This is a genomic window from Runella sp. R0.1_18 (genome assembly GCF_057652155.1).
On the sequence record NZ_JBYFCK010000012.1, the window covers coordinates 43,567 to 67,720 of the forward strand.

General features: G+C 43.7%; 19 protein-coding genes. 10 read left to right on the forward strand and 9 right to left on the reverse strand.

Features of this window, described 5'->3' with window-relative positions:
* Nucleotides 1–172 precede the first annotated feature (172 nt).
* Entirely contained in the window at nucleotides 173–1,555 is a 1,383-nt protein-coding gene (locus AC23P2_RS19900) for an FAD-binding oxidoreductase (RefSeq protein WP_487774826.1), read from the forward strand.
* 954 nt (nucleotides 1,556–2,509) lie between these two features.
* Here AC23P2_RS19900 and tnpA read toward each other — a convergent pair.
* The 3 genes from tnpA to AC23P2_RS19915 form a co-directional block, all read right to left on the reverse strand.
* Nucleotides 2,510–2,974, reverse strand: a complete 465-nt coding sequence (gene tnpA / locus AC23P2_RS19905; RefSeq protein WP_487774827.1) for an IS200/IS605 family transposase — start codon at nucleotides 2,972–2,974, stop codon at nucleotides 2,510–2,512.
* 291 nt (nucleotides 2,975–3,265) lie between these two features.
* Nucleotides 3,266–5,800: an ABC transporter permease gene (locus AC23P2_RS19910; RefSeq protein WP_487774828.1), complete on the reverse strand. Its 2,535-nt coding sequence runs from the start codon at nucleotides 5,798–5,800 to the stop codon at nucleotides 3,266–3,268.
* 13 nt (nucleotides 5,801–5,813) lie between these two features.
* Nucleotides 5,814–6,482, reverse strand: a complete 669-nt coding sequence (locus tag AC23P2_RS19915; protein ID WP_028526567.1) for an ABC transporter ATP-binding protein — start codon at nucleotides 6,480–6,482, stop codon at nucleotides 5,814–5,816.
* 116 nt (nucleotides 6,483–6,598) lie between these two features.
* Between AC23P2_RS19915 and AC23P2_RS19920 the strand changes: the two genes are divergently transcribed.
* Nucleotides 6,599–7,288 (forward strand): arylesterase, encoded by a 690-nt coding sequence (locus tag AC23P2_RS19920; RefSeq protein ID WP_487774829.1) that lies wholly within the window; start codon nucleotides 6,599–6,601, stop codon nucleotides 7,286–7,288.
* Here AC23P2_RS19920 and pbfA read toward each other — a convergent pair.
* A complete protein-coding gene (gene pbfA / locus AC23P2_RS19925) occupies nucleotides 7,282–8,643 on the reverse strand; it encodes a (R)-1-hydroxy-2-aminoethylphosphonate ammonia-lyase (protein ID WP_487774830.1) in 1,362 nt (453 codons plus the stop codon). The two genes, AC23P2_RS19920 and pbfA, sit on opposite strands and share 7 nt — an antisense overlap.
* A 106-nt stretch (nucleotides 8,644–8,749) precedes the next feature.
* On the opposite strand from pbfA, the gene AC23P2_RS19930 reads away from it, so the two are divergent.
* Nucleotides 8,750–10,519, forward strand: coding sequence for an AMP-dependent synthetase/ligase (locus AC23P2_RS19930; RefSeq protein WP_487774831.1), 1,770 nt, complete (start codon nucleotides 8,750–8,752; stop codon nucleotides 10,517–10,519).
* Nucleotides 10,520–10,587: 68 nt separating this feature from the next.
* Here AC23P2_RS19930 and AC23P2_RS19935 read toward each other — a convergent pair whose 3' ends face one another.
* The 5 genes from AC23P2_RS19935 to ffh all read right to left on the reverse strand — a co-directional run bounded on the left by AC23P2_RS19935 (nucleotide 10,588) and on the right by ffh (nucleotide 17,088).
* Nucleotides 10,588–13,710, reverse strand: coding sequence for a ligand-binding sensor domain-containing protein (locus AC23P2_RS19935; RefSeq protein ID WP_487774832.1), 3,123 nt, complete (start codon nucleotides 13,708–13,710; stop codon nucleotides 10,588–10,590).
* Between the two features lie 71 nt (nucleotides 13,711–13,781).
* Nucleotides 13,782–14,690 (reverse strand): S66 peptidase family protein, encoded by a 909-nt coding sequence (locus AC23P2_RS19940; RefSeq protein WP_487774833.1) that lies wholly within the window; start codon nucleotides 14,688–14,690, stop codon nucleotides 13,782–13,784.
* A 46-nt stretch (nucleotides 14,691–14,736) separates the two neighbouring features.
* On the reverse strand, nucleotides 14,737–15,267 hold the full coding sequence (locus tag AC23P2_RS19945; protein WP_487774834.1) for an NADH-quinone oxidoreductase subunit J family protein: 531 nt from the start codon (nucleotides 15,265–15,267) through the stop codon (nucleotides 14,737–14,739).
* A gap of 6 nt (nucleotides 15,268–15,273) precedes the next feature.
* The gene (locus AC23P2_RS19950; RefSeq protein ID WP_487774835.1) at nucleotides 15,274–15,762 is read right to left on the reverse strand and encodes a hypothetical protein; all 489 of its coding nucleotides are present in this window, start codon (nucleotides 15,760–15,762) and stop codon (nucleotides 15,274–15,276) included.
* Nucleotides 15,763–15,774: 12 nt separating this feature from the next.
* Nucleotides 15,775–17,088: a signal recognition particle protein gene (gene ffh / locus AC23P2_RS19955; RefSeq protein WP_472492628.1), complete on the reverse strand. Its 1,314-nt coding sequence runs from the start codon at nucleotides 17,086–17,088 to the stop codon at nucleotides 15,775–15,777.
* Between the two features lie 144 nt (nucleotides 17,089–17,232).
* On the opposite strand from ffh, the gene AC23P2_RS19960 reads away from it, so the two are divergent.
* The 7 genes from AC23P2_RS19960 to nuoF all read left to right on the forward strand — a co-directional run bounded on the left by AC23P2_RS19960 (nucleotide 17,233) and on the right by nuoF (nucleotide 24,134).
* The gene (locus AC23P2_RS19960) at nucleotides 17,233–19,398 is read left to right on the forward strand and encodes a T9SS type A sorting domain-containing protein (protein WP_487774836.1); all 2,166 of its coding nucleotides are present in this window, start codon (nucleotides 17,233–17,235) and stop codon (nucleotides 19,396–19,398) included.
* A 142-nt stretch (nucleotides 19,399–19,540) separates the two neighbouring features.
* Entirely contained in the window at nucleotides 19,541–19,915 is a 375-nt protein-coding gene (locus AC23P2_RS19965; protein WP_157607765.1) for an NADH-quinone oxidoreductase subunit A, read from the forward strand.
* Between the two features lie 19 nt (nucleotides 19,916–19,934).
* A complete protein-coding gene (locus AC23P2_RS19970; RefSeq protein ID WP_028526557.1) occupies nucleotides 19,935–20,480 on the forward strand; it encodes an NADH-quinone oxidoreductase subunit B in 546 nt (181 codons plus the stop codon).
* 24 nt (nucleotides 20,481–20,504) lie between these two features.
* The gene (locus AC23P2_RS19975; protein ID WP_487774837.1) at nucleotides 20,505–21,008 is read left to right on the forward strand and encodes an NADH-quinone oxidoreductase subunit C; all 504 of its coding nucleotides are present in this window, start codon (nucleotides 20,505–20,507) and stop codon (nucleotides 21,006–21,008) included.
* Nucleotides 21,009–21,026: 18 nt separating this feature from the next.
* Complete coding sequence (gene nuoD, locus AC23P2_RS19980; protein ID WP_028526555.1) at nucleotides 21,027–22,259, forward strand: NADH dehydrogenase (quinone) subunit D; 1,233 nt, start codon at nucleotides 21,027–21,029, stop codon at nucleotides 22,257–22,259.
* A 12-nt stretch (nucleotides 22,260–22,271) separates the two neighbouring features.
* Nucleotides 22,272–22,772, forward strand: coding sequence for an NADH-quinone oxidoreductase subunit NuoE family protein (locus AC23P2_RS19985; protein ID WP_487774838.1), 501 nt, complete (start codon nucleotides 22,272–22,274; stop codon nucleotides 22,770–22,772).
* Between the two features lie 21 nt (nucleotides 22,773–22,793).
* Nucleotides 22,794–24,134 (forward strand): NADH-quinone oxidoreductase subunit NuoF, encoded by a 1,341-nt coding sequence (gene nuoF / locus AC23P2_RS19990; protein ID WP_487774839.1) that lies wholly within the window; start codon nucleotides 22,794–22,796, stop codon nucleotides 24,132–24,134.
* Nucleotides 24,135–24,154 lie beyond the last annotated feature (20 nt).

Genomic DNA, 24,154 nt, shown 5'->3' on the forward strand with positions numbered 1-24,154 from the left:
AGTTAAGGATAGCAACACTACTAACATTTATAAAATTATACAAAGAATAATTTGTATTTTTTCACGCAATCGTTATCGGGAACATTGTCAACGTAACCTCTTTTTTATACCTATAGTAAGTAAAAACATTTGGGGTTTCTACTTTAAAAAATCACGAAACCAACCTTTCCTCATGACTTCAATCGTTGACCTCCTTATTCAAGCAGTTGGAAAAGACGCCATTTTAACCCAAATCGAAGCCGCCGAACGCCCCGCAAGCCGTTGGTTATCGACCGACAATCTTTCGTGCAAAGCATTAGCGCGTCCCATTACTACCGACGATGTGGCTACAATCCTTCGACTTTGTAATGAACATAACCAAACTGTAGTGCCGCACGGTGGTTTAACAAACGTGGTCGGCGGCGTGACCACTACCCCCGATGACATTGCACTGAGTCTCGAACGAATGAATGTCATTGAGGAAATTGACCTTCAAAACAAAACAGTTACGGTACAAGCGGGAGTGGTTTTACACGATTTACAAAAGGCTGTTGCTGAGGCAGGTTTATTGTTTCCGCTGGACTTAGGAGCCAAAGGAAGTTGTATGATTGGCGGCAATATCTCAACGAATGCAGGAGGCTTACAAGCCATTCGTTACGGGGTTATGCGTCAGCTTGTCTTGGGCTTGGAAGTGGTTTTGGCCGACGGTACAGTTATTTCTTCCATGAATAAAATGCTCAAAAATAACGCAGGCTACGACCTCAAACACCTCTTTATTGGCTCAGAGGGAACGTTAGGTATCGTTACGAAAGCCATTTTAAAATTAGAAGATGCCCCCAAAAGCAAAAATACGGCGCTTATTGGCCTTTCCAGCTTCGACAAAGCAATCGCATTTTTACAAACCGCCAAGCGTGAATTAGCCAATAAACTCACCACTTTCGAAATCATCTGGCAAGATTATTATCGATTGATGACCTCCCCTCCATCTAGTTTTACCCCTCCTCTTCCTCAAAATTACCCTTATTATGTGTTGATGGAAGCATTAGGCCAAAATCAAAAAGCAGACGAAGTTCATTTTCAAAATTTATTGGAACAATCGCTCGAAACGGGCCTTATAGAAGACGCCACTTTGGCACAATCTCAACAAGAACTGGACTGGTTTTGGGGAATACGCGAAAAAGTGGATTTTGTGTTTCAAGTCCATCAACCTGTCTTTTTGTTTGATGTGAGTTTGCCCATCACTGACATGGAACACTACATTCACACCGTCATCCACGACCTTAAAGTGGTGTGGCCACAAGTTCATTTTTACAGCTTTGGTCACATGGGCGACGGGAATTTGCACTTGTTTGTAAGCTGCGGAGAAAATACCCCCGAAACGCGCCACCGCGTGGAAGAAATCGTGTTTCTACCCCTTCAAAAAATTGGTGGTTCGATTACGGCCGAACACGGTATAGGGCTTGAAAAAAAACCGTGGCTTCACCTCAGCCGTAAACCTGAGGAACTAGCACTTATGCGTACCATTAAACAAGCACTCGACCCTAAAGGCATTTTGAACCCTGGGAAAGTGGTTTAATTTTACGAGGGTTGCGCTTCTCCGAAGCAATTTAGGTTTCGGAGAAACAAAACGTTTGTAACCATCATACATTCACATTCATCATAATCGTTTCGGAGAAACAAAACGTTTGTAACCATCAAAATCATTCACATTCATCATAATCGTTTCGGAGAAACAAAACGTTTGTAGCCATCAAAATCATTCACATTCATCATAATCGTTTCGGAGAAACAAAACGTTTGTAGCCATCAGAATCATTCACATTCACCATGATGGTTTCGGAGAAACAAAACGTTTGTAACCATCAAAATCATTCACATTCACCATGATGGTTTCGGAGAAACAAAACGTTTGTAACCATCAAAATCATTCACATTCATCATAATCGTTTCGGAGAAACAAAACGTTTGTAGCCATCAGAATCATTCACATTCACCATAATCGTTTCGGAGAAACAAAACGTTTGTAGCCATCAAAATCATTCACATTCATCATAATCGTTTCGGAGAAACAAAACGTTTGTAACCATCATACATGCACATTCATCATAATCGTTTCGGAGAAACAAAACGTTTGTAGCCATCAAAATTATTCACATTCATCATAATGGTTTCGGAGAAACAAAACGTCTGTAGCCATCAAAATCATTCACATTCACCATGATGGTTTCGGAGAAACAAAACGTTTGTAGCCATCAAAATCATTCACATTCATCATAATGGTTTCGGAGAAACAAAACGTTTGTAACCATCATACATGCACATTCATCATAATGGTTTCGGAGAAACAAAACGTTTGTAGCCATCAAAATCATTCACATTCATCATAATGGTTTCGGAGAAACAAAACGTTTGTAGCCATCAAAATCATTCACATTCATCATAATGGTTTCGGAGAAACAAAACGTTTGTAACCATCAAAATCATTCACATTCATCATAATGGTTTCGGAGAAACAAAACGTTTGTAACCTTTATTCGCCAACCCAATCAAAAAATTGTTTTTTTCCAATTTCGATTCCGAAGTCCTCACACATTTTAAGAAACTCCGCTTGAAAGGTCTTTTTTTGATGATGTACTTTTTGGTTCAAAATGTATTGACAAACCGTGTTCAGCTGAGAGCGGCTATGCGAAAATATACCATAACCGTTTTGCCAATCGAATTTGTGGGGACACAAGCCTTCTCCGTTGATAAAAGTATTCGTCTGATTTTTAATTTCTTTCACCAAATCTGAAACATTTTCAGCAGGTTTCAGGCCAATAAAAAGGTGAATATGGTCGGGCATACCGCCAATTGCTAACATTTTATTCCCGCGATTTTGCACAACCCCTGTTATGTACTTATACAGCCGTTCTTCCCAAGAGGGATGAATCAGTGCTTCTCGCCGCTTGGGCGAAAAAACGATATGAAGGTATATTTGTGAAAAGACATCCGCCATATTTTTATCATTTTGATTAAAAATGTTACGCTTCTACGAAGCTTGGACGTCATTTTCCCTCTTTTGTTACAAGTTCTACAAACGTTTTGCTTCTACAAACGTTTTGCTTCTCCGAAGCAGAGGTTTACTTCATTACAAATGTTACGCTTCTACAAACGTTTTGCTTCTCCGAAGCTTCTACAAACGTTTTGCTTCTCCGAAGCAGGCTCACTTCATTACGAATGTTACGCTTCTACAAACGTTTTGCTTCTCCGAAGCAATGTAGATTTCTGAGAAACAAAACCTTTTTACCTACACGTCCTGTCTCAGCACTTCCAAAGGAGAACGAGACAGAATGCCCCAGCTGTTGGCAAGGCCAATAAAAACTGTCAATAAAGTAACCGTCAAAAACACCACTCCAACAGGCCAAAGCACGGGGCTGAAGGTCATTTCAAAACTTAATGTAGCCAGGGCCCAACTACCTGCTAACGCTAATAAAATTCCCGTAAAGGCCGCTAATGTCCCCAAAAACAGGTATTCTAACGCCGTAATAATCAATATTTGGCGGCGACTTGCGCCTAATGTACGCAGCAAAATACTTTCTTGAATCCGTTGGTATTTGGAAATCAGCACCGAAGCAATTAACACAATCAGCCCTGTTAGTATGCTGAATCCTGCCATAAAACGAATTACAAAGCCAATTTTGGTTGAAATATCGTCTAAAACCGTCAATATCAAGCCTAAATCAACCATCGACACGTTGGGAAACTGGCGCACCATAGTTTGCTGAAACTGCGCCGACACCGTCGTATTGGGCACATGGGTAAGCAATACGTGGAATTGTGGGGCTTCTTCTAGCACACCTTTCGGAAAAAGTACTAAGAAATTGGTTTGTACCCCCGCCCAATCCACGTCACGTACACTTGCCACAACGGTAGTGAGCATCATTCCTTGCACATTAAACAAAAGCGTATCTCCGATGTTGATGGAATTGCGTTCGGCGTAACCATCTTCCAACGAAATAGGCACGGGTAGGCTCATATCTTTAACTTCGCTCACCCATTTTCCCTTCACAATTTTCTCAGTCGAAATAAGCGAATCACGGAATGTTACGCGGTATTCTCGACTAAACAATCCACGCCAACGCTTATTGGTTGTATCTTTCAGCGCTTCGGTAGAAGTTTGCCCGTTGAGTTGTTCCAAGCGCATCGTAACAATCGGAACATCTTGCAAAATCGGCAGCTTTTGGTTTTTAACCAGCTCCGTTATTGCTTGTTTTTGAGGCGTTTGAATGTCAAAAAGCACCATATTAGGCTGATCCCCATCGGTTGATAGCTTGATTCGATCAAGTAACAAGTTTTGGACAAACAAAAGGGTACAAATAAACATGGTACCAAGGCCAATCGATACCATTAAAATAGCGGTTTGGTTATTGGGGCGGTACAAATTGGCCAATCCTTGCCGACTCAAGTAGCTCCATGAAGAAGGAAAAAATCGACGCACTAACCACATCAAAAGCGTAGCCATTCCAAGTAAAAGTAAAAATGCAAAAGTGACCCCCGCTGTAAATGCCACCGCATCGGTCCAACGCTTCATTTGCAGCCACGTAAAGCCAAACACAAATGCCAGTATCAACGCATACACCAGCCATTTGAGTGGGTCTTTACCCAAGCCCGATTGCTCGTACGATGCCCGTAACACATTAAGAGGCGAAATTTTACGAATTGAAATAAGCGACAAAAGTGCAAACAAGTTGGAAATAATTACGCCTAATAACACCCCTTGGCCGATTGCCGTGAATGAAAGCGAGGTGGCTAATTCGAAGGGTAAAAAATCTTTGAGAACAATCGGTAAAAATTGCTGAATCCCTGCTCCCAACGCTGCTCCCAATAGAGAACCTAACAGGCCAATCCCCGAAATTTGAATGAGGTAAATCAAAAAAGCCTGCGACGCTTTCACGCCCAAGCAACGAAGAATGGCAATGGAATTGATTTTTTCTCGGATATAAATGTGTATCGCACTTGCGACACCCACACAACCCAATAGCAACGCAATGAACCCCACCAAACTCAAAAACCGGGTTAAATCGCGAAACGAGCGACCTGTGTCTTCCTTTTGACTTTCGACGGTTCGGAAATTGTAATTTTCGGTTTCGAGCTTTGGTTCAATTTTCTTTACTAAAGCCTCGATATTGGTCTTTGGAGCAAATTTGTAATAGTAACGATATACAATCCGACTCCCTTTTTGTGCCAATTTCGTTTGTTCCAAAAACGCCATCGGAATATACACTGAGGGGGCGACAGTAGCAGCAATTCCAGTTTGGCCTGGCGCTTTTTTGAGAATTCCCGCAATTTTAAAGGTCATTTCACCCACTTTGATAGAATCTCCTACTTGGGCTTGGTATTGCAGCATTAAGGTTTGGTCAACCAAGGCAGCTTGTTGGGTACGAAAGTCTTTTTCGGCAGTGAGTGGCTCAGTTTCAAGGGTTCCATAGTAAGGAAAATCGCCTTCTAAAGCCCGAATTTGCGCCAAACGTGTTCCACTATTTTTGGGAAAATAAATCATCGAAGCAAAACTCATTTCCTTCGACTTTTGCCCTTTTAGCGAATCCATCAGGGCCTGCATTTTATCATTTGGTGGCTGATTATCGGATAATTCCAAGTCCGCCCCTAATAATTCAGCCGCCTGACTGTCAATATTTTCGCGCAAATTATACCCTAATGAATAAATGGCCACTAACGCCGCAATACCCAAAACGATGGAGGAAACAAACAGCAACAATCTCGAATAATTTCGCCGACTATCGCGCCAAGCCATTTTTAAAAGCCAACTGATATTTTTATTCATGCTTTGTTGCTGATTAACCATTTACTTTTCCCCCTTTAATTCGGATAACTCGCTGTGTTTTAGCGGCTAATTCTAAGTTGTGCGTCACCAGAATCAACGTCGTACCTGCTTCTTTGTTGAGGTCAAATAGTAGCTTCTCAACCTTTTCACTTGTTTCGGCGTCAAGGTTGCCCGTAGGTTCGTCGGCAAACAAAATTTGAGGCTGGTTAGAAAATGCCCTTGCCAACGATACCCGCTGCTGTTCGCCACCACTGAGTTGTGTAGGATAGTGATGCCCCCGTTCGGCCAACCCAACTTTATCCAACAAATCCATCGCCCGACTTTTAATATTCTTTTCTCCCCGAAGTTCGAGGGGAACCATGACATTTTCGAGCGCCGTGAGGGTAGGTAACAGCTGAAAGTTTTGAAAAATAAAGCCGACGTACCGATTACGAACATCAGCGAGTTGGTCTTCATTGAGGTTGTTAAGGCGGATTCCGTTTAGTTCGACACTTCCCGATGTAGCACGATCTAGGCCCGCACACAGCCCCAACAACGTGGTTTTTCCACTCCCAGATGGGCCTACGATGGAGAGGGTAGCCCCCGCCTCTATCGAAAAATTAATATCATCAAGTACCTTGAGCTCACGGTTTCCGCTGCGATATACCTTCGCTACGTGTTCAAGTTGCAGTATATTTGCCATATTATTAGGTTTCACACAACGCTACTGCTTCGTACAGTAGGAATACTTTCTCTGTCAGAAACTTATGCGGCGTTGCGTGGGTTTATGTTTCGATGGTTTCCTAATCAAAATACAATATGCTTAAAATAGTTTCGCGTTTATCACTTTATTTTTCTGCCCTGGTACTTCTGGCCTGCAACACGAGCGAGAAAACGAGCACTGAGCAATCAAAAACTACTGACACTACGACGGTTGCTGCTTCCCAAAAGGAAGTAAAAAACATCCTAATTTTTGGCAATAGCCTCACTGCTGGTTATGGACTCGAACCTGCACAAGCGTACCCTTCTGTGCTCCAAAATCGCATAGATTCTTTAAAATTACCCTATAAAATTGTGAATGCAGGTTTGAGCGGAGAAACCACTTCGGGCGGAAACAGTCGTTTGGATTGGGTGCTAAAAAACAAAGTCGATATTTTTATTTTAGAATTAGGTGGGAACGATGGACTGCGCGGTATTCCTGTGACTGAAACGCGTAAAAATCTCCAAGCGATGATTGATAAAGTGAAGACAAAATATCCAGAAGCAAAAATTATTTTGGCAGGAATGCAAGTACCTCCTAGCATGGGTAAAAAATACGGCGAAGAGTTTAAGGTGATTTATCCCGAATTGGCCAAAAAGAACAACGTTGGGCTGATTCCTTTTTTACTCGAAAAAGTAGGTGGAGAAGTCAAACTTAACCAAAAAGACGGTATTCACCCCAACGAAGCTGGGGCGAAAATCGTAGCTCAGAATGTTTGGGAAGTATTGCAACCTATGCTTGGTCAATAAGCCACTTGCTCCAGCCGAATGGCGGCTTCGATGGTTTCAAGGATAAAATCGCACTGGTCTTGGGTCAAAATAAGCGACGGACGAAGGGTGATTACATTTCCTTCGATGGTTTTGAAAGCCAAGCCCCGCTCCATGCAACGGTACATGATGCGTTCGGCGGCTTCGTAGGCTCGCTCTTTGGTTTTTGGGTCTTTTACTAGGTCAATACCAATGTGAAAACCTCTGCCCGCAACATTGCCGATAATAGGGTATTTTTCTTGCATTGCCCGAAATGCCGCCATCAAATACTCACCTTTTTCGGCGGCATTATTGACTAAATTGTGTTCTTCGATGTACTCGATTTCGGCCAAACCTGCTGCGGCACACAACGGATTTTTTTCGTGGGTAAAATGCCCAATAGACAGGTGTTGCAAGGTATTGTAAGCCGATTTGGTGACGATTCCCGCAAACGGCAACATTCCTCCCCCCAATGATTTACCCAACACCAACACATCGGGCGTAACAAAATGCTCACTGGCAAACATTTTACCTGTGCGCCCAAAGCCTTCTATAATTTCGTCAAAAATCAAGAATATACCCTCACTGTCACACAGGTTACGCACTTCTTGCCAATAATTTTTAGAAGGAACAACGGGTGTTGAAGAAATGGGTTCGGCCACGATGGCCGCAATATCAGGCTCGTTGCGAATGAGAAGTTTGATTTGTCGTAAATATTCTTCGTCGATGGCATCTTGGTCGGTCCAATTCCACGGATTTCGGTAGTAATTGGGAAACTCAACGTGCAGCGCCCCTGGCACCATAGGGCCATTCCCTTTTGTAAAATGCGCTTGTCCGCTTACACTTGCCGCCTGATACCCCGTTCCGTGGTACGCATCCCAAAACGAAATTGTTTTCCATTTACCCGTAATTTGTTTTGCCAACATCACCGCCATTTCGATGGCCTCGGAGCCTCCTGGGCAAAAAAGAACCTTATCGAGCCCTTCGGGCGTAATTTCGGTTAGTTTTTTTGCCAATTGGATGGCTGGAATATTGGTATAACGACGCGGCGTAAAGGCCAACGCTTCCTGCATCTGCCGCATCATCGCCTCCACTATCTTTGGGTTATTAAAACCTGCATTATGAACCCCATTACCGTGCATGTCTAAGTATTTTTTTCCACTCAAATCATAGATATACGCCCCTTCCGTTCGAGACAAAACGTTCATAACGGGGGTAGAAAGCGCTTGATGCAGAAAATACTTGGCATCCTCTTCCAGCCAAAAATGGGTATTTGCATCGAGTGTTTCATAAAATAATTGGCGTTGTTGGGAGCTATTAATGTCGCCTTGATCTTCTGAAATGGTATTTTTCGACATGATTATAAAGGTGTTATCGGGTTGTGTTTTCAAATATAGGTTGTTTCTTTTTGCAACATTGATTGCTTCTTTTTTATTTTACTCAGCTAAACCCGATGTTACCACTATGCTATCTTCTACTACTCGTATATTCGACATTCTTGAATACGCCATTCGACCTCAAAACAAAGCCAATGTCCTAGCCTATAAACGTAAAGGCGAATGGCTGACGTTTTCGGCCGAGGATATTCTTCAACAAATCGACAAGATGAGTTTGGGACTGATTGGCCTTGGAGTGAACGTCGGTGACCGAATAGCCATCGTATCTGATGGTCGCCCTGAGTGGAATATTTTAGATTTTGCCATCCAACAAATAGGAGCCATTTCGGTACCTATTTATCCTACCCTCACGCTCGACGATTTTCAATTTATTTTTCATGAATCGGATGTAAAATTTGTGTTTGTAGGCGACGCCAGCCTTTTTCGCAAACTCCTTGACATTGTTGCCACTGCGCCTAGCATTGAGGAAATGTACACCTTTGATTCCGTAAAAAGTGCTAAAAATTGGTTAGAGGTTCAAGTCCAAGCCAGCGAAGACCACCGAAGCGAACTGGATAAACGCAAAGCCAATGTCCAACCAGATGACCTCTTGAGTATCATTTATACCTCAGGCACTACAGGCAACCCCAAAGGAGTAATGCTCACCCACCAAAATCTCATCAGCAACGTCATTGAAGGGTGTAAATTGATTGCGTTCGGTACTGAGGCGCGGGCGTTGAGTTTTTTACCCCTCAATCACGTCTTTGAGCGCATGGTACAATACGTGTATTTGCGAGCAGGTATCTCGATTTACTATGCCGAAAACGTAGCCACCATTGCCGAAAATCTCAAAGAAGTGCGCCCCACGGTACTTTCTACTGTGCCACGTTTGTTGGAAAAAGTGTATGATAAAATTATCGCTAAAGGCTACGAACAACCTCGCATTCAGCGAAATATATTTCTTTGGGCGCTTGATTTAGGTTTGAAGTATGACCCAAATAAGTCCATGGTGTTTTTGTACAATGCTCAACTAAAATTAGCCCGCAAACTGGTTTTTAGCAAATGGCAAGAAGGGCTAGGGGGAAAATTAGAAATGATTGTAGCGGGCGCAGCCGCTACGCCTCCGCGCATTGCACGGGTGTTTTGGGCTGCAGGTATTCCCGTTTGCGAGGGATATGGCCTGACTGAGACCTCGCCTGTTATTTCGTTTAATCGGCTTTTTCCTCAGCCCGAAGTTCGCATTGGAACGGTAGGACTGGTGATTGACGGCGTAGAAGTAAAATTGGCTGACGATGGAGAAATTTTGGTCAAGGGACCCAATGTTATGAAAGGTTATTATTTAAAACCAGAACTCACCGCTGAAGTTATTGATGCAAACGGCTGGTTTCATACTGGCGACATCGGGGAATGGATAGATGGCCGTTTTTTAAAAATCACCGACCGTAAAAAAGAGATTTTCAAAACTTCCGCAGGAAAATACGTGGCTCCTCAAGCGGTAGAGGCCAAACTCAAAGAATCGTTTTTTGTTGAACAAGCGGTGGTAATGGGCGATGGACAAAAATACGCAGCCGCCTTGATTGTCCCGTCGTTTGAAGCCATCAAAGAATTTTGTCGGGTGGAAAACATCACCTATACCAACGACGAAGAAATCATCAAAAATGAAAAAGTAGTGGCCAAACTTCGCGCGGAAATTGAAACCGAAAATCGGGAATTAGCGCCTTACGAACGCATTAAAAAATACCACCTATTATCAAGTCCTCTTTCGGTTGAAAATGGGGAACTAACCCCCACGCTCAAGCCAAAGCGCCGTATAATTCAGGAAAAATACAAAGCGGAAATTACGGGGTTGTTTGAGTAGGATATTTTAACAATCATGTAAGAAACCCAAGGACATAAGCAACTATAAATCAACCAAGTATCTCAGGCTTATTGGATTTCTCTAAAAGATTCCAACCATTTTCGAAGTGATTCGATGACTTGTTTTACATCCAAAAGCGACAATTCTGGGCGTTTTTGGGTCGTAGGGATTTGAATAAACACGGCATTGCCCTCCCCTACTTTTGGCGTCCAAACAATGTGTCCATGCAAAACAGCCACCCTCGATTCGATATTTCCAATGCCAAGCCCTTGCTTTGCCTTGGCATAATCAAATCCTTTGCCATCGTCAAAATAATCAAAATGAATAATATCTTCATCTTGATGCGCACGAATGGTAATTTTCTTACAATCAGCGTGTTTCAGGCTATTGTTCATTAATTCTTGGGTGATTCGGTACAGCCCCGTTTCAATATCGTTAGGCAAGCGCTCGGGCAAGCGAGAAGTATCCATTTCTACGCCCACAACTCCCGATTGGCTAATTTTTCGAACCAATTCTTCAATAGCCGCTGCATAGCCGTATTGTTCCAACACCCTCGGACTTAGCTCGCGCAGCATTCGTCGAATGTCCACAATAGAGTCATTGATTATCTCCAACGTTTTCGCCTTTATTTCTTGACTTTCAGGTTTTTTTGACAAATATTTTGTCATCGTGGACGCATAAAGCTTGAGTGTCGCAAGTCTTGCTCCCACCTCATCGTGCAGGTCTTGGGCTATCTGTTTACGTTCCTGTTCCTGCGCATCCAAAGCAATGCGCAGTCTTTCTTGTTCCTTTTCTTTCAAGCGAACCAGTCGGTTTTTCCCTGCCACAAAAGCTACATAACCAAACAAACCCGTACAAACAAAATAGAACCACCACGTTTGCCAAAACGGAGGTTGTATCCGAATAAAAAGCTTCTTTTCGTCATCACTCCACAGCCCATCACGGTTGGAGGCCATCACCCGAAAAACATATCGACCTGGTGCGAGGTTTGCATAACGCACATAATTTTTACTTCCACTTCGCACCCAATCATCATCTTGACCCTCCAGCCGATATTTGTATTCATTTCGGCCATTACTGTAAAAGTCAATAGCCGCAAATTCCAACGAAAAAGTATTTTGGGAATATGGTAAAGAAACGGCATCGGTTTCGTTGATTTGTTTTTCCAATGGGTAGGGGGCTTCATTTACACTGAAATTGTACAAATGAACACTAGGCTTAAAGGACAATTTTCGCATTCGTTCGGGATAAAAACTGTTAAAACCTTTTACCCCACCAAAAAATATCTCCCCTTCACTGGTCTCTAAAAACGCATTCCCGTTATACTCGTATCCCTGAATGCCATCAGCTAGATCAAAATTTCGGAACTGGTTTGTCTGTTGATCAAAGTGCGAAATACCGTGATTTGTACTGAGCCACAAGTCTCTTTTCTTGTCGATAATTATCCCATAAATATACGAATTGGCTAAGCCATTACGGTCGTTATAAAAGCGATAAATCCTATTTTTGGGATTCAGTTCGAGCAGCCCTTTCTCAGTACCAACCCAAAGCTTCCCACGAATCGTATCTTCTCGTATTACATTGATATTGAAGTATTTCATTCCATAATACACTTGCTTCCATTGGTTGTTTCGGTAACGGTAACCGTACAACCCATCAAAATAAGACGACACCCAAATGGTACTATCTTTGGATTGAAATACCGAAAATACATTTCGATTTTTCAGCATGGGTGGGCGCGAAAAAGTTGCCTTTTGGACATTAAAAATCCACGGCCCTTGCGGAGTTCCAAGTAAAAATAAGCTGTCAGAAAGTTCAGTAATATTTCGTGTATAGTTGTTTCGGGAGGGGTTTTTATCAAACTGAAAAAGCGTAAACTTTTCTGCCTTTGGGTCAAAATACATGATGCCACCGTACGTACCCAACCACATCCGATTATGGCTGTCCCGAAGCAACGACTTTATAAAATTTAACGAAGGAATCGTTGGCATGGCAGCCTTCGTCAAGTATCGCTTGATGATCGTGCGATTTTTGGGATGATACACGTTTATACTACCTTCGGTGCCTACCCACACGTTTCCATCGGGACTTTGGGCAAAACACCGAACCGAAAAATTATCCAAACGTCTTTCTTCTGGTGCATCGGGGCTATGGGTTACTTTTTTCAAAATCGATGCGTTTGGGATGATTTTCAAAAGCCCATCGGGGTCGACGTTCGCCCAAATAATGCCTCTACTGTCAACGTAAATTCGGGTAATCTCGTAATTATCTAATTTTCTGGGCGTTACCAATGGCAACGATAAAGGTTGCAGGGTCAATTTGGCGGGGTTCAAAATCCAAAAACCATTTCGTTGGGTTCCAATCCACAATTTGTGGTTGATGCCTTCAGCAATGCTATACACTGCCCCAATCGGCTGTCCTTCCGCCGAATTATTAAAAAACTGAAAAGTTGTATAAGTATTGTCAATACAAATAACGCCGTTCAACGACCCCAGCCAAACCGTATTTTTGGCATCTACGTACAAACAAATGATATTAAGTGGGGTTCCAAGTTCGTTTTTGGGAGATTGGCTAAAATAGTAATGGTATTTTTTTTCTTTGATATTATACCTCACCACCCCTTTATCACCCACCATCCAAACATCCCCCGCAGGTGTTCGCGTGGTCCAATCAATGTAGTCAAAATCCTGAGAAATAAATACCTCTGGCGCAATCACCCGATGGGTCTTGGTTTTGAAATGATAAGCCAACATGCCTTCACCTTCTCTGATATACCAAAGCTCATCCTGATCGGCATAAAACGGAGCGGTTCGTTTTTTGATACCAGCATGTTTTTTGTCAACAATGAGGGTAAAATGCTCCGTCGAGCGCTCGTAGCAGTTTAATCCTTCTTCGGTACCTAGCCAAATATTCCCACGGCGATCTTCAACAATGCCCGCAATATTTACCCCATGAAGCGTGTAGGGGTTGTTTGGGTCGGGTTTATATACCTTAAACGAATGTCCGTCGTAACGATTCAAACCATCTTGCGTACCAAACCACATAAAACCCCGTGAGTCTTTGAGCATGTGATAAGGCGAACCTTGTGATAGCCCTTTTTCTACCCCAATATGTTCCACACGATAATCCTGCGCAAACAAGCATAGGCTTACCAACTGAATTCCTAAAAAGAAGAGGAATAATCTGTACACTTACCTTGGAGTTTAGGCCATAACTTTCTCTACCAAAAGGCAGAGACAAGGCAAGTTACAGAAAAATATACTTAGGAGTCAAAACACAAGAGAGTATTTTCGGGCGTTACTTCCAGCAGTGCATGTCGTCCGACTACCATCGCACGATTATCAGGGACGTGGCCAACTGGAAAATCAAAAGCGATTGGGTAATTAAATTCTTGTACGTATTCACTGATAATTTCGAAGTGGTTTTTACCAAAAGAGGCAGATTCATTGTCTTTGAGGTCAGTAAATTGCCCCACAACAATGCCCGACAGCTGATCCAGTTTGCGCGCTCGTTTCAATTGAACCATCATACGATCGAGGTTGTAATAGTATTCTTCTACGTCTTCGATAAATAAAATTTTGCCGCGTGTATCTATTTCTGAACGCGACCCCAACAAATGTGCTAAAAGGCATAAATTACCACCCACTATTGTTGCCGCTGCTTTGCCAGTACGGTTGTACGGATGGGCAGGAACAACATACGCAAGTGGCTCCCCCCAAAGTGCTTTACGCAGCGATTCAAGCGCATTTTCAGCGCCTTCTTGGCCAAACAACTTAGGCATAGTAGCGTGCAAACTCTCAAAACCAAGGCGGTGCAAGTGGCAATGTATGGCCGTAATATCGCTAAAGCCTACCAGCCATTTAGGCGATTTTTTAAACTTTTGAAAACGAAGGGTATCAATAATTTTTGAACTACCATAACCACCTCTTGCCGAAAATATAGCCTTTATGCTCGGGTCATCAAGCATCTGTTGTAAGTCTTGGCGTCGCTCCTCGTCGGTTCCTGCAAACTGGTTGTAATGAGAATAGAGGGTATGACCTTCAACCACCTCAAGCCCCCAGTCTTCTCGCAAAATCCGCAATCCTTCTGCCAATGATGGGTACGAAACTTTACTGGCCATTGCCATTACCCCGACTCGGTCTCCAGCTTGTAAAAATGATGGTCTTATCACGTAAAGTCTAGCTTCTTTAAGTTCAAAAAATCATGTTTTAATTTTCCTATTTTTCTCGCTTAACGGCCAAATAGGTAGCGCCAATCAAGGCCATGAGCAACAAAATACCTATTACTTCAAAGGCCCAAACGTGGGTTGTCATTAGATGAATCCCAAATTGCCGTAGCGTTGTGCTTCTAACGGCTGGGTCAATCGCATCGTCGGGGCCGTGTAGAATAAGGAAATTGGCATGAACAATCAACCAGAATAAACCGCCAAAAATGGCCAATGCCACCACAGTTCCCCAAAAATGGTTTACGTGGGTCGTTAAGACAATATTGGCCTGTTGGCTATCCGTTCGGTCGGCTCGGTGCGTCAGCATGACCCCAAACAAGAGCAGTATTAACACCCCACCTACATAAATGAGCAATTGAGCCACTGCCAAAAAATCGGCTCCTGCCAAGACAAACAGCGCCGCAACCCCCAATAAAGTAATAAACAAACTCAAGGCGGCATACATCACATTGCGGGTAAAGAGCACAGTAAGTGCTGCCCCCACTGCAAGTACTGAAAAGCCATAAAATGCAATTTCTTCCATCCTCCTCTATTTTTTTCCAAAGGTGTAAATCAGCCCAAAGTTACTTTTTAGAATCCCTGACTCAAACTTTCGCTCGACGTAAGGGGCAATTTCTAAAGCAATTTTTACTTGAGGCAATGTTTTAAAAGGCGAGACGCGCGTTCCGATATTGAGCGAATAGCCTTCCACCACATTTTTTGTTTGGTTGGCCAAAACCCCAATAAAATTAAACCGTACGCCCCCACCTGCATAAAATTGAGCGGCGCTTGTTTGTTTAAAATTAAACAAAGGCAACACCTCCGTACTAAGGCTTCCAAACAACGTGTTGGTTTGTAAGCGAGCATCCAGCCAAAAAACCTTGGCAGGGTTTGTACTCACCGAAATCAGGCCATTCCAAGGGTAGTAGCCTACCGATTGGGCCTTCACCTGGGTCATTCCCAAGAATAAGCCTAAAAAAAGCCCCGTTCGGAGTAAAGTCCGAGCGGGGTTTAATGATTGGTTCTGCGTTAAAAACATTTGAAAATGGTTTTATCTCATTTTAAGTTTACCCATTTTTTCCATTGTATTCATCTTTTTCATCATTTTGCGCATTTCGTCAAATTGCTTCAAAAGATTATTTACTTGCTGTAAAGATGTACCACTACCTGTCGCAATACGTTTCTTACGGCTATTGTCAATCATGTCTGGGTTTTCGCGTTCTTTTGGAGTCATTGACTGAATGATAGCCTCAATCGGTTTGAAAGAATCATTGTCAATATCCATATCTTTCACGGCACTTCCCATACCTGGAATCATCCCCAACAAATCTTTGACGTTACCCATCTTTTTGATTTGTTGCAATTGTCCCAAAAAGTCGTTGAAATCGAACTTATTTTGACGCATTTTAGCGTTCAAACGCTTCGCTTCGTCTTCATCAAAGGCTTGTTGAGCGCGTTCTACCAACGAAAGTACGTCTCCCATTCCCAAAATACGGCTAGCCATACGATCAGGGTGGAAACTATCGAGGGCTTCCATTTTTTCACCCGTTGAGATAAACTTAATCGGTTTATCTACAATTTGGCGAATTGAAAGCGCCGCTCCCCCGCGGGCATCACCGTCCAATTTGGTAAGCACAACCCCGTCAAAGTTCAAACGTTCGTTGAACGTTTTGGCCGTATTTACTGCATCTTGCCCAGTCATTGAGTCAACGACGAACAAAATTTCAGACGGTTTTAGGGCTGCTTTGATATTTTCAACCTCACGCATCATGACCTCGTCAACGGCCAAACGACCCGCTGTATCGACAATCACAATTTTCTTGCCCGATTTTTTAGCGTGGGCAATGGCGTTTTGGGCAATTTCTACTGCATTTTTATTTTCTGGCTCGGCAAATACTTCTACCCCAATTTGTTCACCAAGCACTTTCAGCTGGTCAATCGCCGCAGGACGGTAAATATCACAGGCCGCCAACAACACCTGACGCCCTTGGCGCTTGAGTAAGCTGGCCAATTTACCCGAAAATGTTGTTTTACCCGAACCTTGAAGACCCGCAATCAAAATTACGGCAGGATCACCTTTGGTATTAATACCTTCAGCCTGCCCACCCATCAATTCCGTCAACTCTTCATGAACAATTTTCACGAACATTTGCCCAGGTTCAACCGCAATCAAAATCTTCTGATCCAGGGCTTTATCCTTGATTTTGTCCGTAATTTCTTTAGCAACTTTGAAGTTAACGTCGGCGTCCACCAAGGCGCGGCGCACCTCTTTAATCGTGGCGGCTACGTTAATATCCGTAATTCTGTCTTTCCCCTTGAGGGTTCGAATGGCTTTGTTTAATTTATCCTGTAAGCTTTCAAACATAGTAAACGCAAATAAAATGAGGCCACAAATTTAGTGAAACAAGTCTGGAAACCATAATAACTTTGAACAGCAGTGTGAAAAGTAGTGTGATAATTTTAAATTTGCGCCGCAAAAAACTTAAAAATCGAAACGTCCGTCATGATTATGCAGAGAAGAACAACTACTTACTGGCGCTGGCTGAATGTGTTACTGATTGTGTTTATGACAGTAGGTACGTTGATGGCCCAAGTCAAAATTACTTTTCCCGTCGAAAGAGCCATTTTTCAGCGTAACAACGCCAACCAAGCAGTTATTTCTATTGGCGGTTACTATACCCAAGCGGTTGACCGCATCGAAGCACGGCTAGTTCCTGTGCTCGCAGGGCAAGGACAAGCCACTGACTGGACTACCATTCAAACAAACCCCAGCGGAGGTACGTTTTTAGGTACTTTGACAGGCCGAGGGGGTTGGTACACCCTAGAAGTAAGGGGATTTTATGGCCCTAACCAAATAGGGCGTGATGCCATTAGTCGGGTAGGTGTTGGGGAGGTATTTTTGATTGCAGGCCAATCCAATGCCCAAGGCTTTTTCGATTTTGGTGCCCCCGCTGCCACTGATGACCGCGTAAATGCCGTAACTTGGGACAATCAAAACTCAGACAAAACCAACAATCCGACGCTTACTTTTGCTCAGGTTACCGCCAATATGGTCATTGGGCCTCGTGGGCGCAGCGCTTGGTGCTGGGGCGCATTGGGCGACTTGCTTGTCAGAAAGCTGAATGTTCCAGTGATGTTTATGAACGCCTCTTGGTTTGACACTTCTACCCAAAACTGGTTAGATGCCGCCAATGGCAAGCCCGTTGAAAGCCGAGTTCCAGGCGTTTTCTTACCACCAGGAATGCCTTATGCTAACCTCAAAGCGTCGCTCCAATACTATGGCTCTATCTTAGGATTACGGGCTGTGTTATGGTTGCAAGGAGAAAACGATGCCGCTGCCCGTGTAACAAAAGCAGCTTACCAAAATTCACTACAAGGCTTAGTAAACGTTGCTCGCATAGAGCAAGGAGAAGTGCTATCTTCACTTCCATGGGTGTTGTCACGCACATCTCGTTATGCCTTCAACAGCGCTTCGTTTGTGTCTCAAGATGTGATTGATGCCCAAACAGCCGTCATTAATATTCCATTTAACAAATGCTACGGTGGGCCTTTCACCGATAATATTCAAGTACCACGGCTTGCCAAAAATCCCGTCAATGGCCAAGACGATTACGTTCACTTCCAAGGCCAAGGCTTGGTGGATGTAGCCCGCGCGTGGGATAATTCTCTGCCTCCAAGCTTTTTTGCGACAGTGGTGCCCGTTATGGCACGCACAGTCTTACCCATTTCAATCAGCTGCAATACCCCTGCTGTTAGTTTTAATGCAAAAGCGCCCAATGGCTTCTCTTCTTACTTGTGGAGTACTGGTGAAACTACCCAAATCATTACGGTGAAGGGAGCAGGTACTTACCAAGTTACGATGAAAGATAACGCTGGAAATACCTACCTCACGGCTCCCATTACAGTGACCGAAAACGTTGAACCGCCTGTTCCAACCATTACCCCAAGTGGCGAACAAGTAATTTGTGCTGACTCTACGATCACCCTTTCGGTCAATGTATCATCTGTTAATACCGTTACTTGGAGTAATTCATTTGAAGGCAGAACTATTTCGGTAAAAAACCCAGGCCAGTACACGGCTAAAATTTCAAATATTTACGGTTGTTCATCGGTCAACTCTGCACCCGTGACCATCAAAACAATCAGCGTAAAAGCCCCTACTGTCATCCAATCGGGGCCATATAGCGTGCAGGCGGCTGTCGATTCGACGATTTATTCGTTTGCTGACTCGAAGGTTTCAAACATTTCTTGGGATTGGCAACAAGGTAGCAGAGCATTGCCCAACAAACAATCTGCCATTAAGACAACATCCATTGGTGCATTTAGTGCCCGTTCACGGGTGACGTTTGTATCCTCGACGGGCGGGAGTTCACGTACATGTGTATCTCCTTTTTCTTCAGAAATAACCGTTCGCCCCGCTGGCGAGGAAGAAGGTTTGATAATTTATCCAAATCCAAGTCGTCAGGGAAAAATTGCGATTGAAACCTTCCAAGACTTGACAAATGTGCAGATAACCGTCTCCCACATTTCGGGTCAAGTGGTTTACCGTGAGAAACTTCCCGTGTTGGACGTCCGCAAAGTAGTGGATTTGTCGCACCTCCCAGATGGCGAATATATTTTCAAAGTTTCGTCCACCACGCTCAACGACTCACGACGAATTATTATAGATTATTGATATTTTCGGGGCTTCTGTGGTGTACAGAAGCCTTTCTTATTAATTTTACAGCGCCGTTCAAAAACCAAAGCCCTAACATTTGGTTTACTTAACGGACATTCCTAATTTTGAGTATTAAGTTAATCTGCATTAACCAATCCCCATACGAATGAATTATTTACCTTCAGACTACCTACCTATCCTCATTCAACTAGGCTTGGCATTGGCCTTCATCGTGGTGACCATGATAGTAACACACTCTATTGGTCCAAAGCGAAACAGCGAGCGCAAAGACGAAGCTTTTGAATGTGGTATCGAATCAAAAGGAGATGCGCGTACTCCTATTTCTATCAAGTATTTTCTAGTAGCTATTCTTTTCGTCTTGTTTGACGTGGAGGTTATTTTTATGTACCCTTGGGCGGTCAATTTCCAAAAATTAGGCTCGCTAGGATTTGTAGAAATGATTTTATTCATGGGCTTGCTTTTGGCTGGCTTCTACTACATTATCCGCAAAGGTGTTTTAGACTGGGAAAAATAACAACGATTAACCATCAATTATGGCAACTGATATAAAAATAGTAGAAGCTCCTGAAGGATTTGAAGGTTCGGGCTTCTTTGCTACCTCGTTTGATAAAGTAGTAGGTTTGGCCCGTAGCCACTCGTTATGGCCATTGCCGTTTGCGACGTCTTGCTGCGGAATTGAGTTTATGTCCACCATGGCTTCGCGTTATGACTTGGCTCGCTTTGGTTCAGAGCGGCCTAGTTTCTCTCCTCGCCAGGCTGATATGTTGCTGGTTGCAGGAACCATTGCCAAGAAAATGGCCCCTGTCTTGAAACAAGTTTACCTGCAAATGGCCGAGCCTCGTTGGGTCATTGCCATTGGTGCCTGTGCTTCAAGTGGTGGTGTTTTCGATACGTACAGCGTTTTGCAGGGTATCGACCGCGTCATTCCTGTGGATGTATATGTACCTGGTTGCCCTCCTCGCCCTGAGCAAATTTTGGAAGGCATCATGCAAGTACGTGAACTTACCCACAACGAATCACTCCGCCGTCGTAATGGTGCCGAATATCAAGCACTTTTGGCATCGTATAACATTCAGTAATCATCGATTTTATCATTGAGACTTATGCTCAGCAATCAATCAGTAGCAGAAGAAATCGTCAAGAAATTTGGGGATGATGTATATGATTTTGAAGAGCCGTTTGGATTGCTCACGTTGACTACCACGCGTGAGCAAATTATTCCAATGCTCCAATACCTCAAAAGTCACTCAGAATTTAAAATTGGCTTTCTAACAGATATTACTGGGGTACATTTTCCTGACACCACCCCCGCCACCGAATACTGTGTGGTATATCACTTGCACAGTTTTATTCACAATTTTCGGGTACGCATTAAAGTCTTTTTGGCAGAAGCCGATTTGCACATTCCAACGGCCACCGAATTATATGCAAGCGCCAATTGGATGGAACGCGAAACGTTTGACTTCTTCGGAATCATCTTCGATGGCCACCCTAATCTAATTCGTATCCTGAATATGGAAGAAATGGATTACCACCCAATGCGCCGCGAATATCCGTTGGAAGACGCCACTCGTGAAGATAAAATTGATGCTCTTTTTGGAAGATAATTTTAAGTAAAACAAGAAATGACCGAAGCTAACATTGCCAAAAAAAATAGCGGTACTCTTGTCAAAGACGAACCAGTACAATACGTCAATGAACTGACTACCCTCAACCTTGGCCCTACCCACCCCGCCACACACGGTATTTTCCAAAACGTGTTGACGATGGATGGTGAAAAAATCATTGCTGGGGAACAAACGGTCGGGTATATCCACCGCGCTTTTGAAAAAATTGCCGAGCGTCGTCCGTTTTACCAAATTACGACCCTCACCGACCGCATGAACTACTGCTCGTCTCCTATCAATAACATGGGATGGCACATGACGGTTGAAAAACTCCTCGGCGTTGAGGTTCCGAAACGGGCTCAATACATTCGCGTTATTATGATGGAGCTGGCACGGATTGCCGACCACATCATTTGTAATGGTATCTTGGGGGTTGACACAGGAGCATTTACGGGCTTTTTGTACATCTACGAATATCGCGAAAAAATTTACGAAATCTACGAAGAAATGTGCGGCGCCCGCCTCACTACCAATATGGGGCGCGTAGGTGGTATGGAACGTGATTTGTCGAAAGAAGCTATTCGGAAAATCAATGAGTTCTTGACAACTTTCCCGCCTATTTATAGAGAATTTCAACGGTTATTTAACCGTAACCGTATTTTTATGGATCGCACCGTTGGGGTCGGCGCTATCTCTGCCGAACGTGCCATGAGTTATGGTTTTACAGGACCTAACCTTCGTGCTGCTGGGGTTGACTACGACGTTCGGGTGATGAATCCTTATTCTTCGTACGAGGATTTTGAATTTGACATTCCAGTTGGACAACACGGTGATACTTACGACCGATTCATGGTTCGTGACGAGGAAATTTGGCAAAGCCTTCGCATCATTGAACAGGCATTGAAAAACCTTCCCGAAGGCCCTCATTATGCCGATGCTCCCGAATACTATTTGCCTCCAAAGCAAGAAGTATATCGTAGCATGGAAGCACTTATCTACCACTTCAAAATTGTGATGGGTGAAATCGACGCTCCCGTTGGTGAGGTCTATCATGCTGTTGAAGGTGGGAACGGAGAACTAGGCTTCTACTTAATCAGTGACGGTGGACGTACTCCGTACCGTTTGCACTTCCGTCGTCCATGTTTTATTTATTATCAGGCTTATCCTGAAATGTGCGTTGGTAGCACCATCTCAGATGCTATCGTGACCATGAGTAGTCTTAACGTAATTGCAGGTGAGTTGGATGCTTAATCGACTTTGAAAATGACTGAAACTACACATACTGTTGCTTTTACTACCGAGCGTCTAGCCAAAGCCAAAGAAATCATAGCTCGCTATCCAGAAGGTAAACAAAAATCTGCCCTTTTGCCTTTGCTTCACCTTGCCCAAGAGCAGTACGGGTGGGTAAGCCCTGAGGTGATGGATTACGTGGCTGGATTGCTCAACATTTTGCCCATTGAAGTATATGAGGTGGCTTCGTTTTATACCATGTTTCACCTTGACCCCGTTGGCAAACACGTCATTGAGTATTGCCGTACGGGCCCTTGCTGCCTCATGGGTGGTGAAGATGTTTATGGATACCTCAAAACAAAATTGGGAATTAATACGGGCGAAACCACACCTGATGGCAAATTTACCATCAAAGAAGTGGAGTGCTTGGCTGCCTGCGGATGGGGGCCTGTCTTCCAGGTTCGTGAAAAGTACTACATGAACCTGACCAATGAGAAGATTGACGAAATCATTGACGAATTAAGCAAAGACTAAAAGATATTTCATCGATATACTATGCCAGTAAAAATTCTTACCGAACACATAAATGTTCCCGGTATCGACACCTTTGAAGTCTATCGTAAGATGGGCGGTTATACTGCGGTAGAAAAGGCATTGAAAAAAATGACTCCCGAAGAAATCGTTGAGGAAGTCAAAAAATCAGGTGTCAGAGGACGCGGTGGAGCAGGTTTCCCGATGGGAATGAAGTGGAGCTTTTTGGCCAAACCAGAAGGAGTTCCTCGCTACTTGGTTTGCAACGCCGATGAGTCGGAGCCTGGTACTTTCAAAGACCACTACTTAATGAAAAACAACCCTCACTTGTTGATTGAGGGGATGATTGTTTCAAGTTTTGCGCTTGGTGCCAACAAATCGTTCATTTATGTACGTGGTGAATTGATGTACGTCATTCACATCCTTGAAAGAGCGATTGAAGAAGCAAAAGCTGCGGGCTTTTTAGGAAAAAATATTTTGGGCACTGGCTATGACCTTGAATTGGTCGTTCAACCAGGTGGTGGTGCTTACATTTGCGGAGAAGAAACGGCTCTTCTTGAATCTTTGGAAGGAAAACGTGGAAATCCGCGCAACAAACCTCCTTTCCCCGCCGTAAAGGGGCTTTACCAATGCCCTACGGTGGTTAATAACGTTGAATCTATCTCAAATACACCTTGGATTGTCAACAATGGTGGTGAAGCTTATGCTGCACTTGGGGTAGGTCGTAGTACAGGGACGAAACTTATTTCGGTTTCTGGGCACGTCAACAAGCCTGGAGTTTATGAAATTCCACTAGGTATTACGGTCGAAGACTTTATTTATGCCGACGAATGGTGCGGTGGGATTCGCCCAGGTCACCACTTAAAGGCGGTCGTTGCTGGTGGCTCTTCTGTACCTATTTTACCAGCCAATCTAATCCTGACACTGGCCAATGGCGACAAACGTTTGATGACCTATGAATCATTGTCAGACGGAGGTTTTGCGACGGGAACCATGCTTGGTTCGGGTGGATTTATCGTGATGGACGAAACCACTTGTATCGTTCGTAATACCTTGACCTTTGCTCGTTTCTACCATCACGAGTCGTGCGGACAATGTTCACCTTGTCGCGAAGGAACTGGCTGGATGGACAAAGTACTCGACCGTATCGAACACGGCAAAGGAAACATGCGTGATATTGATTTGTTGGTGGACGTAGCCAAAAAGATTGAAGGGAATACCATCTGCCCATTGGGAGATGCCGCAGCTTGGCCAATAGCGGCGGCCATTCGTCACTTCCGTCATGAATTTGAATGGCACGTGACCCATCCGCTCGAAGCAACAAAACCCGGTGCTGTGTACCGTGGTGAAATGGAATTAGTTTAAGAGATTGAAGTTTGATTTTG

Excerpts from the sequence above, each read along its gene's own strand:
- AC23P2_RS19900 (WP_487774826.1), top strand. The coding sequence starts at position 173 with ATGACTTCAATCGTTGACCTCCTTATTCAAGCAGTTGGAAAAGACGCC.
- tnpA (WP_487774827.1), bottom strand. The coding sequence starts at position 2,974 with ATGGCGGATGTCTTTTCACAAATATACCTTCATATCGTTTTTTCGCCC.
- AC23P2_RS19910 (WP_487774828.1), bottom strand. The coding sequence starts at position 5,800 with ATGAATAAAAATATCAGTTGGCTTTTAAAAATGGCTTGGCGCGATAGT.
- AC23P2_RS19915 (WP_028526567.1), bottom strand. The coding sequence starts at position 6,482 with ATGGCAAATATACTGCAACTTGAACACGTAGCGAAGGTATATCGCAGC.
- AC23P2_RS19920 (WP_487774829.1), top strand. The coding sequence starts at position 6,599 with ATGCTTAAAATAGTTTCGCGTTTATCACTTTATTTTTCTGCCCTGGTA.
- pbfA (WP_487774830.1), bottom strand. The coding sequence starts at position 8,643 with ATGTCGAAAAATACCATTTCAGAAGATCAAGGCGACATTAATAGCTCC.
- AC23P2_RS19930 (WP_487774831.1), top strand. The coding sequence starts at position 8,750 with ATGCTATCTTCTACTACTCGTATATTCGACATTCTTGAATACGCCATT.
- AC23P2_RS19945 (WP_487774834.1), bottom strand. The coding sequence starts at position 15,267 with ATGGAAGAAATTGCATTTTATGGCTTTTCAGTACTTGCAGTGGGGGCA.
- AC23P2_RS19950 (WP_487774835.1), bottom strand. The coding sequence starts at position 15,762 with ATGTTTTTAACGCAGAACCAATCATTAAACCCCGCTCGGACTTTACTC.
- ffh (WP_472492628.1), bottom strand. The coding sequence starts at position 17,088 with ATGTTTGAAAGCTTACAGGATAAATTAAACAAAGCCATTCGAACCCTC.
- AC23P2_RS19960 (WP_487774836.1), top strand. The coding sequence starts at position 17,233 with ATGCAGAGAAGAACAACTACTTACTGGCGCTGGCTGAATGTGTTACTG.
- AC23P2_RS19970 (WP_028526557.1), top strand. The coding sequence starts at position 19,935 with ATGGCAACTGATATAAAAATAGTAGAAGCTCCTGAAGGATTTGAAGGT.
- AC23P2_RS19975 (WP_487774837.1), top strand. The coding sequence starts at position 20,505 with ATGCTCAGCAATCAATCAGTAGCAGAAGAAATCGTCAAGAAATTTGGG.
- nuoD (WP_028526555.1), top strand. The coding sequence starts at position 21,027 with ATGACCGAAGCTAACATTGCCAAAAAAAATAGCGGTACTCTTGTCAAA.
- AC23P2_RS19985 (WP_487774838.1), top strand. The coding sequence starts at position 22,272 with ATGACTGAAACTACACATACTGTTGCTTTTACTACCGAGCGTCTAGCC.
- nuoF (WP_487774839.1), top strand. The coding sequence starts at position 22,794 with ATGCCAGTAAAAATTCTTACCGAACACATAAATGTTCCCGGTATCGAC.